This is a genomic window from Marinobacter sp. DSM 26671 (assembly GCF_900112835.1).
Lineage (GTDB): Bacteria > Pseudomonadota > Gammaproteobacteria > Pseudomonadales > Oleiphilaceae > Marinobacter > Marinobacter flavimaris.
Genome location: NZ_FONF01000003.1, coordinates 216,157 through 230,259, shown reverse-complemented (window position 1 = coordinate 230,259; position 14,103 = coordinate 216,157). Strand labels below are relative to the sequence as shown.

Sequence of the window (14,103 nt, the reverse complement as noted above, 5' to 3'; positions counted from 1 at the left end):
TATGAGCGTTTCGAAAATCATCGTCATGGGTGTGTCCGGGTGTGGCAAAAGCCTGATTGGTACCCGGCTGGCGGAACGTCTTCAGGTGCCGTTTTTCGACGCCGACGACTTTCACAGCCCGGCCAACGTGGCCAAAATGGCCAGCGGTGTGCCGCTGACCGATGCCGATCGCAGCGGTTGGCTGGATGATCTGGCAGGGCTGGTCAAGGGTGAGCAAGGCGGTCTGGTGCTGGCATGTTCTGCCCTCAAGCGGGCTTACCGTGACCGGCTGAGGGCGGGTAATCCGTCACTGCAGTTTGTCTATCTCAAGGGCGACATGGAAACCATCTGGTCCCGGCATTCCAGTCGGGAAGATCACTACTTCAATGGTCGTTCCATGCTCGAAAGTCAGTTTCGTACGCTGGAGGAGCCGGAACCAGGGGAAGGGGCCATTGTCGTCGACGTCTGCGAGCCGCCCGACCGCATTGTTGAGCGCTGCCTGGCAGTGCTGAGTACACCCGACCGGAGGCGGAAAAACTGAATGGTTAAAAAGAAGCGCCCAACACTGCAGGATATTGCCGATAGGGTCGGTGCTACGAAAATGACCGTGAGCCGTTGCCTGCGGGGCGGCAATAATGTGTCTGAACACATGCGTGAGCGGATTTTCGCCGAGGCCGAGGCGCTGGGTTACATTCCGAACAGAGCGCCGGATCTCCTGTCCAAATCCACTAGCCACGCAATCGGCGTGCTACTGCCATCGCTGACCAACCAGGTCTTCGCCGATGTCATCAAGGGGGTCGAATCAGTCACCGAACCTGCGGGCTATCATCTGATGCTGGCCCACTACGGTTACAGCCGCGAGGTGGAAGAGCGCAGTCTGGCCTCGCTACTGTCCTACAACGTCGATGGCGTGATCCTGTCGGAAAGCCAGCACACCGACCGCACCTTGCGAATGCTGGGGACTGCGGGCGTGCCCACGGTGGAAATCATGGACACCCACACGACGCCCTTCGAGCAGGCGGTGGGTTTTGACAATGTGCGTGCGGCCTATGACATGGTGCGGGAGATGATTCGCCGTGGTCGCCGCCATGTTGTGTACCTAGCGGTTCGGCTGGATGCTCGCACGTTGCAACGACAGGAGGGTTACACCCGCGCCATGGAGGAGCAGGGGCTGATTCCCGTTACCCTGCGCAGTGAACAGCGCTCATCATTCAGTGTCGGCGCCACATTGCTGCAACGCATACTCATCGAAGCGCCGGACACTGACGCGATCTTCTGCACCAACGACGACGTGGCTATAGGCGCTTTTTTCGAGTGCCAGCGGCAGGGTATCGAAGTGCCGGGTCAGATGGCGATAGCAGGCTTTCACGGCCACAATGTTGGCCAGGTCATGGTGCCGACGCTGGCCAGTGTCATTACGCCACGTGAGCAGGTGGGCCAAAGGGCGGCTGAGGCCCTGATCGCTCGCCTGTCCGGCGCGGACATGGGCGAACAGGTGATTGACCTCGGTTACCGGATAGAATGCGGTGGCACCCTTTAATTCCTTGTTACTCCGCTTCCAGCCACTCGATCAAGGCCTCCCGGCATTCGTCCACGCCCCGTTTTGACGTTGCAGAGAACATGATCAGATGTTCGACGCAGGAATACGATTTCAGGTTCTTGGCAATGCCCAGCATGGCGGTCTTGGCCTGGCCGTATTTCAATTTGTCGGCTTTGGTGGCCAGAATCATCAGCGGCAGGTTGTTATGTTCGCACCATTCCACCATCATTTGGTCGAAATCGGTCAGTGGGTGGCGAATGTCCATCACCAGAACCAGGCCGCGTAAACAGCGCCGGTCATTCAGATAGTGGCCCAGGTGCTTTTGCCAATCGTCTTTCATGTCCCGGGATACTTTGGCATAGCCGTATCCGGGCAGGTCGACCATTCGGCAGTTCTCGCGGTTCAGAGAGAAGAAGTTGATCAGTCGGGTGCGCCCCGGAGTTTTACTGGTTCGCGCCAGCTTGCCGTTGGCGGTGATCGCGTTCAGTGCGCTGGACTTTCCGGCATTGGATCGGCCGGCGAAGGCAACTTCCGCTCCGAAATCGGGCGGACACTCGTCCAGACGGGAGGCGCTGATGAGGAATCGGGCGCTGTTAAATGAGAGGCTTTTTTGAGTCAGATCAGGGTCCACAGCGGTTGGCTTTCCTTTGGATTTCAGTTATCAGGGATTAATGTATAATGCTACACCAATTCCGGGCGGCGCGCTGTGCGCGACCGCTGTCAGCCCCGGTTTTGAGCCTGACTGGTCAGTGCCTGCCGGCTGCGTAGCGAAGAATACCCTTAAAAGATGAGAGAAGCGGAGCGAGCATGAAAAAACTGATCGCAGGAGTAGTTCTCGGTGTTGGCCTCACAGCGATGGCGCACGGGGCGGGAGATCCTCAAGCAGGCGAACAGAACGCAGCGGTATGTGCTGGTTGTCACGGTCAAGGCGGTGCCAAGCCGGTGATGGGCGTATACCCGAAGTTGTCTGGCCTTGGTGAGAAGTACCTGTATCGCCAGTTGGTGTTGATCAAGGATAAAGAGCGGAATATCGCGGAAATGACCGGTATTCTGGATAACATGGACGATCAGGATTTGCAGGATCTGGCGGCTTATTTCAACTCCAAAGACATGGTTGTTGGCCAGGCCGATCCGGATCTGGTTGATCAGGGTGCTGCCCTGTACCGTGGCGGCAACATGGCAACGGGTGTCCCAGCTTGCGCCGGCTGCCATAGCCCTCAAGGTGTTGGCAACGAGCCGGCCGGCTACCCGGCGCTCGGTGGCCAGAACGCAGAGTACCTGGTCAAGCAGTTGCAAGCCTATCGCGATGGTGAGCGGGACAGCGGCGTGAACGCATCGATCATGATGGACGTGGCCTCTAAGCTGACCGATGCCGAGATCGAAGCGGTCTCCAGCTACATTTCCGGCCTGAACTAAGCCGCCGGTCTGCAGCTAGAAACCCCGCCTGGTGCGGGGTTTTTTGCTGCCTTTCTTTTCTGTAACTGCCGACCTGTGGAACTTTTCAGGTACGCTGGGTCATAATCCTCCCAAAACGATATTCAGATAACCGGAGATTTTTCATGTTTCGATCCTTCAGAACGGCTTTCCTGCTCCTGTTGGCGCTGTCTGTTTCTGGCCTGGCCAGTGCTGCAGAGTGGAAAGAAGGGACCCATTACAACCGGTTGGATAACCCGGTAAGAACCGAAAGCGATTCCGGTGTCGAGGTAGCGGAAGTCTTCTGGTATGGCTGCCCCCATTGTTACAACTTCAAACCTCTGATTGAGGAGTGGGCGGCCAGTGCTCCTGATTACGTCAATTACGTGAAGATCCCTGCGGCACTGGGCAGAAACTGGGAACCCCACGCCTACGCTTTTTATGCGCTTGAGGCCATGGGGGAGCTGGACAAGGTGCACGATGCCCTGTTCGAGGCGCTTGCCGGTGAGCGTCGACCGCTGAATACCCCTGAAGCCCTGGCCGACTTTGTTGCGGATTACGGTGTAGATCCGGATGAGTTTGTCAGCACTTACAAAAGCTTTGGCGTGAATGCCCGTATGCAGAAAGCTCAATCGAAAATCCGTGGCGCGCGGATTACCGGAACGCCGACTATGCTGGTTAATGGCAAGTACACTGTCAGTGCATCCATGGCCGGCAGCCATGAGGCCGTTCTCGACGTGGTGGACTACCTTGTCGCCAAAGAGCGTGGCGAGGTGGAATAACCCCCGTTACGGATTCCGGCCCCATTGCAAAGACCAGCCGGCCGGTTGAGGCCGCCACTATGTACAAGCATATCCGAAAGCAGTTGAATGGCATCCTGAGGCCGGCCGGCGGGCCCAGGGGTGCCTGTTCCGGGACCGAGCATGTGCCGGAGTTCGAACCGAAACGGCACATCCGCCTGCTCACCTTCAATATTCAGGTGGGAATCAACACCTCGTCCTACCGTCATTACCTCACACGAAGCTGGCAGCACATACTGCCTCACCGTAACCGTATCGAAAATCTGGATCGGATTGCCTCCCTGCTGCGCGGGTACGACGTGGTGGCTTTGCAGGAGTGCGATGGGGGCAGTCTGCGCAGCGGCTATATCAACCAGGTGCAATATCTGGCCGAAGCGGCCGGCATTCCCTACTGGTACCAGCAATTGAACCGGAATCTCGGTCAGATCGCCCAGCACAGCAATGGCCTGCTGAGCCGGTATCGGCCCCTTGACGTTACCGAACACAAGTTGCCGGGCCTGATTCCGGGCCGGGGCGCCATCATCGCCCGATACGGAACCGAGCATGATCCACTGGTGCTGGTGCTGATGCACCTTTCCCTTAGCAAGACGGCTCAGCAACGCCAGCTGGGTTACATCCGGGAGCTGATTGCCGACTACCGGCATGTGGTTCTGATGGGAGATATGAACGCCCATGCCGAACAGCTACTGACTCAGACGCCCCTCAGGGAAACCGATCTGGTGCCGCTACCGGATACCGCCCATAGCTTCCCCAGCTGGCGGCCGGAGAAAGCTTTGGATCATATCCTGGTAAGTCCTTCACTCGAGATCCGCCGGTCCGAGGTGGTGAGTTATCCGATGTCGGATCACCTGCCCATCGCCATGGATGTGGCGTTGCCGGAGGGCTACCTGGAGAAGTTCTGAATAGCATCAAGTCAAAAAAAAGCCCGGCGCATTGGCCGGGCTTTTTTGGATGCCGGATCAGGAATTACTTGATCTTGGCTTCCTTGTACGCAACGTGCTTGCGGACAACCGGATCGTACTTTTTGATCTCGATTTTTTCCGGAGTGTTACGCTTGTTCTTCTTGGTCGTGTAGAAGTGACCAGTACCTGCTGATGAAACCAGCTTGATTTTCTCGCGCATGATGCGGCTCCTTAAAATTTCTCGCCGCGGGCACGAAGATCGGCCAGCACAGCGTCAATGCCTTTTTTGTCGATGATGCGCATGCCCTTGGTGGATACGCGCAGCTTCACGAAACGCTTCTCGGACTCAACCCAGAAACGATGGTTCTGCAGATTCGGCAGAAAACGACGACGAGTGTGGTTCATCGCGTGGGAAACGTTGTTACCGGATACCGGACGCTTACCGGTAACCTGACAAACTCTGGACATACTTGCCTCCGACCTGAGCAATGGTCTCAATAATACGAATTCGTTTTTAATGCGTCTCTGGTTGCTAAGGAGCTATTACGCCCCCATTCGCGCCTCTAAACTGAACGCTGCTCGCCAGACGCCGCCAGAAAGGGACGCTTTTATACCAGAACTCACCCCCCAACGCAAAAAATTGTTGGGAATTTGGCCAGTTTTCCGGCATTGACGTGCACGGTTAACCATCGGGCTTTACAGCAGACCCCGTTCAGCGAGAGATACTACCTCACCATGGCCAACAACCATATGGTCAAGAACCCTGATATCCACCAGTCCGAGGGCCTCTTTCAAGCGGCGGGTGAGGGAAATGTCGGCCTGGCTCGGTTCGGCGACGCCCGACGGGTGGTTGTGAGCGAAAATCACCGCTGCTGCATTGTCCTCCAGAGCCTGTCGCACCACTTCCCGCGGATAGACGGCCGCGCCATCGATGGTGCCCCGGAACAACTCACGGTATTGAATAACGCGATGGCGATTGTCCAGAAACAGGCCTGCGAAAACCTCGTGCGGGTAGGTGCCGAGCCGACTGGTAAGAAAGCGGCGGGTATCTTCGGGAGAGCGCAGGGGATCACCCTGGCGCAATGGTTCATCCATGACCCGGCGCGCCATTTCCATGGCCGCCTGAACCTGGGCGTATTTGGCGGTTCCCAGACCTTTGACATCGCAGAACTGGCGACGGGAAGCCGTCAGCAACCCCCGAAGCCCGGAAAACTCCTCAATCAGGTGGCGAGCCAATGCCATGACCGGCATGCCGGTGGTGCCGGTGCGTAAAAACAGGGCGAGCAGTTCGGCGTCGGAGAGGGTTTGCGGTCCGTGGGCGAGCAGGCGTTCCCGTGGACGTTCGTCCGTGGGCCAGGCGGGGTCTGACATCGTGGCTTCCTTGCATTGGTTGTCTCCTGCCCTGGTGCTTCCTGCACCGCGACGGGCATCTCAGGGTTACAAAGGTTACTTTAAAAACTAACAATCGGTAAACGTATGCCGGGTCTGGCAGGCTGTCGCTGCGGCCTGAGCATGCTATCTTATAAGCCTTTCATTTTATGCGGAAACGGAGCCCCTATGGCCGCCAGACGAATCCTCCTGGGAGTAACCGGTGGTATCGCTGCCTATAAAAGTGCCGAGCTGGTTCGCCAGTTAAAGAAAGCGGGCCATGAGGTGAGGGTTGTTATGACCCGCGGGGCGGAAGCGTTCGTGGCACCACTGACCTTTCAGGCCCTCAGTGGCGAGCCCGTGAGGACGTCCTTGCTGGACCCTGAGGCGGAAGCTGGTATGGGGCATATTGAACTGGCCAAGTGGGCTGATCAGTTGGTCGTTGCGCCGGCGTCGGCCGATTTTATCGCCCGCCTTGCCCAGGGGATGGCCGACGATCTGTTAACCACCGTTTGTTGTGCAACCGAGGCGCCCATTGCCGTGGTGCCTGCGATGAATCAGGCAATGTGGAGCAATGGCCGTACCCAGAGAAATATCCGGCTGCTTGAAGAGGATCCCCAGATCGAATTATGGGGGCCGGCTCAGGGAGCGCAGGCCTGTGGTGATACCGGGCCAGGGAGAATGTTGGAGCCGGAGGACATTGTTGCGCTTGTCGATCACGGTCGCACAGGCGTGCTCGCTGGCAAGACGGTCGTGATTACTGCAGGCCCGACCCGAGAGCCTATCGACCCGGTGCGCTATATAAGCAATCACAGCTCCGGGAAAATGGGTTATGCCCTGGCCAGCGAGGCGCAGAAGGCAGGTGCCCGGGTGATTCTGGTCAGTGGTCCGGTAGCGCTTTCCGCGCCTAACGGTGTCGAGGTTCGTCCGGTGTTAACGGCCGAGGACATGTTGCAGGAAGCCTCAAACGCCGTGGATGAGGGCTGTGACCTGTTTATTGCGACAGCTGCGGTCGCCGATTACCGTCCGGAAACCTGTGCCGGAGACAAGATCAAGAAGTCCAGTGACGCCATGGCGCTCTCGCTGGTGCGCAATCCCGACACCCTGGCTACCATAGCCGGCCGCGACGATGCGCCTTTTAGCGTAGGTTTCGCGGCCGAAACCACCGATGTGGCGAGCTACGCCACCGACAAAATGCAACGCAAGAAACTGAACATGATCGTGGCCAACGATGTGTCTACGCCCGGGCTGGGCTTTAACAGCGACAACAATGCGGTGAGCGTATTCTGGCCGGGTGGCCAGACGTCGATCGGTCCCGACAGCAAAACGAACATTGCCCGACAGCTTGTGGCGATGATAGGTGAACATCTTGGTCAGGCCGCCCGCTGACTCAGCGAAGCGCACCTGCACTACAATCGACAGGACCCCTCATGAGCAGGAAAAATCTTCAGGTACGTATTCTGGATGATCGCATTGGCAGCCAGATTCCCTTTCCCGAGTATGCCACCGAAGGCTCCGCAGGCCTTGATCTTCGGGCCTGTCTGGACGAGCCGCTGACCCTCGAGCCGGGCGATACCCAACTGATCAGGACAGGGTTGTCGATCCACATTGCCGATCCATCGCTGGCGGCCATGATCCTGCCCCGAAGCGGGCTCGGCCACAAGCACGGTATAGTGCTTGGCAACCTGGTGGGCTTGATTGATTCGGATTACCAGGGCGAGTTAATGGTGTCCTGCTGGAACCGGGGGCGCACCAGCTTTACCGTGGATGTGGGGGAGCGTCTGGCACAGTTGGTGCTGGTACCCGTTGTGCAGGCTGATTTTGAGGTGGTTTCGGAATTCGACGCCAGCGCCCGCGGTGAAGGCGGCTTTGGCTCCACCGGCACAAGGTGACCGGGAAGCCGGCCACGCAGAACATTGTGCCGGCGTCTATACTTTGCGGATAACTGCTTGTCCAGGACGATAAAATTACAACTGCAGGATGGACTATGAAGCTGGGTAAAAAGAAAGATGCCGACGCGTCCGTTGATGAAAAGCCGGCGAAGAAGGCGGTGAAGAAGGAAAAAACCAGTTCTTCGGGACCCAAACTGAAGAGACTCAATTCCGTGGCGGTGAGCCAGTCGCTGGTCGTGGTCCTTGCGGGGGTGATTGCCGTTGCCTTGCTTCATTTTCTGGTGGTTCAGCCGTCTGCAAAGGAACGCTTCGAGTCATTGAAAGTTCTGGAAGCGGATGCCGCCGCCCTTCGACTGAACCAGTATTTTGACCAGGTCCAGAAAAGCGTCAATGGTCTGGCGACGCAGCCCCATGTCGTTCAGGCCCTGAGCAGCCGGAACGAGATTCCGGCGACCGAGGTGCAGCTGGCGGATTCACTGCCCGGCATCGAGGCGGTGCATCTGTTTCCCTACCGTGACATTCCACGCACCTCCAGCAGTGAGGGCCTGCTGGGCTTCTCCGGGCTTGAGCTGGCCCGGCGCGCTGAAACCGGCCAGCGACTGTTTCCCGACGCGTTTCCACGGGATAACCGGTGGTTTGTCCAGATGGCAGCCCCGGTTCGCAATCCGACCAGCAATGCGGTCATCGGCAGCCTGCTGATTATCTTCGACTCCGGCCAGATCCAGCCGTTGCTGCAAGTGGTCAACTCCAGCCTCGGTGGTCAGCTCGCGCTGGTGCAGACCGTGTCCGGTTCATCCCGCACCGTGGTCAGTAACGGCAGCGGCTCCGGAAACGCGGAATCCCGCCGGCTTTCCAATCCGGACTGGACCGTAGCCTACACCCCTGCAAAATCGTCCGCAGCGCCGGTTGATACGGTAATGATCGCGCTTCTGGTCGGCGTGCCCGCGTTGATCGCTGCCATCATCGTCTGGGTACTGCTGGGCGGGGCCCAGAAGGGCTTGCGTCAGGATGTGACGGCCCTGATCCAGTGGGCGCACAAGGTGTTCGGCGGAGAGCGGGTAAAGCTGCCGACCTTCCGTTGGGATATGGTCGCCTCAACCGGTGAGGTGCTCTACCGTTTGTCACAGGTGGTTGATAAACGGGTCGCCAAGGCTGTAGAAACCGCCAAACCCAGGCCGGCCGGTTCCGGAAAGTCTGGCGGTGGTGCCGCCAAGGGCGGCGATGAGCCTTTGTTCCAGGACAAGGACATGCCCGATATCGACATGCTTGATGGCGATGAGGACGTTCTGGGCTTCGGCAGCGGCGATGATACCGTCTTTGGTTCCGGCGACACTCCGGACGTGGAAGAGGTGGCCCTGCCTCAAGTGGAGCTTTCCCAGGATATTTTCCGGGCCTATGACATTCGGGGTATTGTCGGCGAAACCCTGACCGCCGAGGGCGTTGAAGTCATCGGTCGGGCCATCGGTTCGGAGGCCCGGGAGCGCGGTGTCGACAGCCTTTGCATTGGTTATGACGGCCGCCATTCCAGCCCGGATCTGGCTGATGCTCTGGCACGCGGTGTCATGGCAGCCGGGTGCAACGTGATTCACGTGGGGGCCGTGCCGACACCGGTCCTCTATTTTGCCACCCACGAACTCCAGACTGGCTCTGGCGTGATGGTGACCGGCAGTCACAACCCGGCCAACTATAACGGCCTGAAAATCATGTTGGGTGGCGAAACCCTTTCAGGTGAGGCCATCCAGAAACTGTATCAGCGCATCCAGACCGGAGATTTTGCCAGCGGTAGGGGCAGCCAGAGCACCGAGGATGTGCGCCGTGCTTACCTGGACCGGATTGTTGGCGATATTGCGGTAGCGGCACCGCTCAAGGTGGTCGTCGATGCCGGCAATGGCATTGCCGGTGAGTTGGCACCCATGCTGATCGAGGAGTTGGGCTGCGAAGTGATTCCGCTCTACTGCGAGGTGGACGGTGACTTCCCGAATCACCATCCCGACCCAGGTAAGCCGGCGAATCTGGCGGATCTGATTGCCCGGGTTGAATCGGAAGGGGCCGACATCGGTTTGGCCTTCGACGGCGATGGTGACCGTCTCGGTGTAGTAACCAATTCTGGCAAGATTATCTGGCCGGACCGGCTGATGATGCTGTTTGCCCGGGATGTGGTTTCACGGAATCCGGGGGCCGATGTCCTTTACGATGTGAAATGCAGCCGCAGGCTGGCCGGGGTGATTTCAGAAGCCGGGGGCCGACCGATCATGTGGAAAACCGGTCATTCCCTGATGAAGGCAAAAATGAAAGAGACTGGCGCCTTGCTGGCCGGGGAAATGAGTGGTCATATTTTCTTTGGCGAGCGTTGGTACGGGTTTGATGACGGTCTGTATTCTGCGGCCCGCCTGCTGGAAATTCTGGGCATTGAGGATCGTCACAGCGATGAAGTTTTCGAGGATTTCCCTGATGACATCAGTACGCCAGAGCTGAATGTCGAAGTGACGGAAAGTTCCAAGTTCGACATTATCAAACGCCTCGGCGAGTCCGGGGATTTCGGTGACGGCAATATCAGCACCATCGACGGCATCCGGGTGGACTACGCCGACGGCTGGGGGCTGTGCCGGGCATCAAACACCACGCCGGTGCTGGTCTTACGCTTTGAAGCGGAGACCGACGAGGCACTGGAGCGTATCAAGTCTGTGTTCCGTGACCAGCTGCAGAAGGCAGCGCCGGATCTGGTGGCGGATTTCTGATTCGCAGTCACCGAGTTTCACAGGCAAGTTTCAATACAGGATCAACAAGGCAAAAACATGGCGCTGGATCGTGAAACGGCAATGCAGGTGGCTTCGGTACTTAGTCGGGGCCTGCCTTATATTCAGAGATTTACCGGCAAGACCGTGGTCATCAAGTACGGCGGTAACGCCATGGAAAACGAAGACCTGAAGAGCAGTTTTGCCCGCGATGTGGTGCTGATGAAACTTGTAGGCATCAACCCGATCGTTGTCCATGGCGGTGGCCCGCAGATCGGCGAGCTGCTGGAGCGTTTGAACATCCAGTCCCGATTCGTCAACGGCATGCGGGTAACCGATTCCGAAACCATGGACGTGGTGGAGATGGTGCTTGGTGGCCAGGTGAACAAGGAAATTGTCTCCCTGATCAACTCTCACGGCGGCATGGCGGTGGGGCTCACCGGCAAAGACGCCAATCTGATACGAGCCCGCAAGCTGGAGGTGGTCGACCGCTCTCCCGAACTGGAACGCCCGGAGATTATCGACATCGGCCATGTGGGCGAGGTCGCCAGTGTCAACGTGGATGTGATTGAGATGCTTACCCGCAGCAACCTGATTCCCGTGATTGCACCGATTGGCGTGGGACCGGATGGCGCCTCCTACAACATCAATGCCGATCTGGTGGCGGGTAAGGTGGCCGAGGCCATGAAGGCCGAGAAGCTGATGCTGCTGACCAACGTCTCCGGCCTCAAGAGCAAGGAAGACAAGGTGCTTACCGGGCTCACGGCCAAGCAGGTCAATGATCTCATCGAGGACGGCACCATTCATGGTGGCATGCTCCCCAAGATCCGTTGTGCACTGAGTGCCGTCGAAAATGGCGTGCGCACGTCCCATATTATCGACGGCAGGGTCGCTCATGCGTGTCTGTTGGAGATCTTCACTGATGAGGGTGTCGGCACCCTGATTTCCCGTAACTGACGGCACCCGACAAGGAGTCTCCGGATGAAGCGCCTGCTTGCGACGCTGGTAATACTGGTTCTGGTCGGCTTTGCCGCATTCAAGGCGGGGGTCTGGTGGCTGGCGGATCAGCGCATGGCCGAGGCGAGACAGGCGCTGGAGCCCCACGGTGTTCTGCACAGGGGCAGCATCAGTTCCGGCGTTGAGGGCCGGTTGGTTCTCAACGACGCCAGCTGGCAGGATTTCGAGCTCACCCAGCCTCTGGACATGGCGAGGGTGGAGCTTGATACCGGCTCACCCGTCAGTTTGCTCTCTGTCCTGTTCGACCCGGCTGGCATGCCGGAACAATGGACCTTGCGACTCGACGGCCTTGGCCTGACCCTCGACCCGACCATGCTTCGTAACTGGGTTACTGCAGAAGGCGCCAATAGCGAGGGCGATCCGGCCTTGTTTGCGCTTTCCTGCGCGCCAGATCCGCGCCAACAGCTGGGTAGCGGTGACCTGATCCGCATGGGCATCACAGCACTCGCCGGGGATGGCTTTGTGCGACAGACTCCGGGCAATCTCCATGCTGAGTTGAATACCGTCAGCACCGGCAGTCTGGAGCTGGACTGGCGTGATGCCCGAATCCGAATCCAGGATGCCGAGCTGACCGTTTCCGGTGGCGCCGAGCCGATGACGCTGACCTTGCGTGATGGTGGCCTGATGCGTCGCATCGCCGCCTATTGCGCCCGCGAAGCCGGTATCGAAACCGGAGAATGGGCCGGGCGCGCAGTGCAGGCGCTGTCTGCCGGGCTTGAAGCCCGGGGCCTGGCCGCCAGTGTCCAGCTGAAAGCGTTGTACCGGCAGTGGCTGCTGGAGGGCGGTGAGCTCACGGTAGATGTGCAGCCGGCCCAGCCTCTGCTCGGAGTGCCTGTAAGAACGGCTGAAAACGAGGGTGCGGGCATGAGCTGGCCAGTTCGTTACAACGGTGCAGGCGTGCCGGACGTCTATCTGGCCGAGGCTGAGCCGGTTGTTCAGGAAACACCAGAGGTGGCCGTCGAGCCGGTGGTGCCACGGGAGGATCCTGAGACCGAAACCTGGTATCCGGCGAATCTTGAAACCGCCGAACAATGGGTTGACCGGCAGGTCCGGGTAACGCTTTCCAACGAGAACGTGGTGGAAGGGCGTCTGGTGAGCGTCAGCGAACGCGAGCTGGAAGTGGCCTGGGTTATCGCTGGCGGTGAAGTCGCCTACCCGATGTTGATCCGGGCGATTACCAACTTTGAAGTCTGGCGGCGTGGCCGTGCACAATGATTCCAATGGGAATCTGAGAGGAAACTATGTCGCAGTCCGATAGCAAATCCGCAGTGGTGCCGGGCATTCGTGACATGCTTGCCCGCCTGATATCTCTGCCCTCAATCAGCAGCGCGTCGGCAAAATGGGATCATAGTAACGAGCCCGTGGTGCGAACCCTGGCAGAATGGCTCGAAGCCCTCGGGTTTTCCGTGGAAATCCTGGAAGTGCCAGGCATGCCCGGAAAATTCAACCTGATCGGAACCCTTGGCAGCGGCCCGGGCGGTCTTGTGTTGTCCGGCCATACCGATACGGTGCCCTTTGATGACAAACGCTGGCAGAGCGATCCCTTTACCCTGACCGAGCGGGACAATCGCTGGTACGGGCTGGGTACCTGCGACATGAAAGGCTTTTTCCCGCTGGCCATTGAAGCAGCAAGGGCCTTTGTGGACGAAGATCTCAAACAGCCCCTGATCATACTGGCCACCGCCGACGAAGAGAGCTCCATGGACGGCGCCCGGGCCCTGGCCGAAGCTGGCAAGCCCAAGGCCCGCTACGCGGTCATCGGCGAGCCAACCAGCCTGAAACCGGTGCGCATGCACAAGGGCATCATGATGGAGCGCCTGAAATTCGAGGGCCAGTCCGGTCATTCCTCCAACCCGGCCCTCGGCCGCAACGCCATGGAAGGGATGCACGAAGCGCTCACCGAGTTGCTGGCACTCCGGTCAGGCTGGCAGGAAAAGTACCGGAACCCGAACTTCGAGGTACAGTTTCCAACCCTGAACCTTGGCTGCATCCACGGTGGTGACAATCCAAACCGTATCTGTGCCCAGTGTGAGCTGCACTTTGATCTGCGCCCCTTGCCGGGCATGAACATGGAAACCCTGCGCCAGGCCATCCTGAGCAAGGTTCAGCCGATCGCGGACCGCCGGGAACTGTCCCTGGAATTCGAGCCGCTCTTTGACGGCGTGCCACCGTTCGAAACTCCGGCCGATGCCGCTCTGGTCAAAGCCTGTGAGAAACTGACGGGTCATACCGCCCACGCGGTTGCTTTCGCCACGGAAGCGCCCTGGCTCCAGAAGCTTGGCCTGGAGACTCTTGTTATGGGTCCCGGATCCATCGATCAGGCGCACCAGCCCGATGAATTTATAGAGCTGTCCCAGCTTGATCCAACCGTTCAAGTACTGCGAGGGCTGATCCGACAGTTCTGTCTCTGAGTGTGGCGCAGGCACTTCCGACGCCTGCGGAGAGTCCTGGCGGGGA

General features: G+C 58.8%; 15 protein-coding genes. 11 read left to right on the top strand and 4 right to left on the bottom strand.

Going from position 1 to position 14,103, the window contains the following annotated elements:
* Position 1 precedes the first annotated feature (1 nt).
* Together BM035_RS04990 and gntR are read left to right on the top strand one after the other, a co-directional pair.
* The gene (locus BM035_RS04990; RefSeq protein WP_053113176.1) at positions 2-520 is read left to right on the top strand and encodes a gluconokinase; all 519 of its coding nucleotides are present in this window, start codon (positions 2-4) and stop codon (positions 518-520) included.
* On the top strand, positions 521-1,519 hold the full coding sequence (gene gntR / locus BM035_RS04985) for a gluconate operon transcriptional repressor GntR (RefSeq protein ID WP_053113175.1): 999 nt from the start codon (positions 521-523) through the stop codon (positions 1,517-1,519).
* Positions 1,520-1,526: 7 nt separating this feature from the next.
* On the opposite strand, the gene yihA is transcribed toward gntR, so the two are convergent.
* Positions 1,527-2,150: a ribosome biogenesis GTP-binding protein YihA/YsxC gene (gene yihA / locus BM035_RS04980; RefSeq protein ID WP_053113174.1), complete on the bottom strand. Its 624-nt coding sequence runs from the start codon at positions 2,148-2,150 to the stop codon at positions 1,527-1,529.
* A gap of 176 nt (positions 2,151-2,326) precedes the next feature.
* Here yihA and BM035_RS04975 point away from each other — a divergent pair, with 176 nt between their 5' ends.
* The 3 genes from BM035_RS04975 (at position 2,327) to BM035_RS04965 (ending at position 4,634) form a co-directional block, all read left to right on the top strand.
* Positions 2,327-2,935: a c-type cytochrome gene (locus tag BM035_RS04975; RefSeq protein WP_053113173.1), complete on the top strand. Its 609-nt coding sequence runs from the start codon at positions 2,327-2,329 to the stop codon at positions 2,933-2,935.
* Positions 2,936-3,078: 143 nt separating this feature from the next.
* A complete protein-coding gene (locus BM035_RS04970; protein ID WP_008173469.1) occupies positions 3,079-3,714 on the top strand; it encodes a thiol:disulfide interchange protein DsbA/DsbL in 636 nt (211 codons plus the stop codon).
* Between the two features lie 59 nt (positions 3,715-3,773).
* Positions 3,774-4,634: an endonuclease/exonuclease/phosphatase family protein gene (locus BM035_RS04965; protein ID WP_053113172.1), complete on the top strand. Its 861-nt coding sequence runs from the start codon at positions 3,774-3,776 to the stop codon at positions 4,632-4,634.
* 64 nt (positions 4,635-4,698) lie between these two features.
* On the opposite strand, the gene rpmG is transcribed toward BM035_RS04965, so the two are convergent.
* The 3 genes from rpmG to radC all read right to left on the bottom strand — a co-directional run bounded on the left by rpmG (position 4,699) and on the right by radC (position 6,005).
* Complete coding sequence (gene rpmG, locus BM035_RS04960) at positions 4,699-4,854, bottom strand: 50S ribosomal protein L33 (RefSeq protein ID WP_008173465.1); 156 nt, start codon at positions 4,852-4,854, stop codon at positions 4,699-4,701.
* 11 nt (positions 4,855-4,865) lie between these two features.
* Positions 4,866-5,102, bottom strand: coding sequence for a 50S ribosomal protein L28 (rpmB, locus tag BM035_RS04955; protein ID WP_008173462.1), 237 nt, complete (start codon positions 5,100-5,102; stop codon positions 4,866-4,868).
* 228 nt (positions 5,103-5,330) lie between these two features.
* The gene (gene radC / locus BM035_RS04950; RefSeq protein ID WP_008173460.1) at positions 5,331-6,005 is read right to left on the bottom strand and encodes a RadC family protein; all 675 of its coding nucleotides are present in this window, start codon (positions 6,003-6,005) and stop codon (positions 5,331-5,333) included.
* Positions 6,006-6,191: 186 nt separating this feature from the next.
* On the opposite strand from radC, the gene coaBC reads away from it, so the two are divergent.
* The 6 genes from coaBC to argE all read left to right on the top strand — a co-directional run bounded on the left by coaBC (position 6,192) and on the right by argE (position 14,057).
* A complete protein-coding gene (gene coaBC / locus BM035_RS04945; protein WP_053113171.1) occupies positions 6,192-7,391 on the top strand; it encodes a bifunctional phosphopantothenoylcysteine decarboxylase/phosphopantothenate--cysteine ligase CoaBC in 1,200 nt (399 codons plus the stop codon).
* Positions 7,392-7,432: 41 nt separating this feature from the next.
* Positions 7,433-7,894 (top strand): dUTP diphosphatase, encoded by a 462-nt coding sequence (dut, locus tag BM035_RS04940; RefSeq protein ID WP_008173456.1) that lies wholly within the window; start codon positions 7,433-7,435, stop codon positions 7,892-7,894.
* A 95-nt stretch (positions 7,895-7,989) separates the two neighbouring features.
* On the top strand, positions 7,990-10,632 hold the full coding sequence (locus BM035_RS23115; protein WP_053113170.1) for a phosphomannomutase/phosphoglucomutase: 2,643 nt from the start codon (positions 7,990-7,992) through the stop codon (positions 10,630-10,632).
* Positions 10,633-10,689: 57 nt separating this feature from the next.
* Positions 10,690-11,586, top strand: coding sequence for an acetylglutamate kinase (gene argB, locus BM035_RS04930; RefSeq protein ID WP_008173452.1), 897 nt, complete (start codon positions 10,690-10,692; stop codon positions 11,584-11,586).
* Positions 11,587-11,610: 24 nt separating this feature from the next.
* Complete coding sequence (locus tag BM035_RS04925; RefSeq protein WP_092030526.1) at positions 11,611-12,861, top strand: acetylornithine deacetylase; 1,251 nt, start codon at positions 11,611-11,613, stop codon at positions 12,859-12,861.
* 26 nt (positions 12,862-12,887) lie between these two features.
* Positions 12,888-14,057, top strand: coding sequence for an acetylornithine deacetylase (gene argE / locus BM035_RS04920; protein ID WP_092030524.1), 1,170 nt, complete (start codon positions 12,888-12,890; stop codon positions 14,055-14,057).
* Positions 14,058-14,103: the final 46 nt, after the last annotated feature.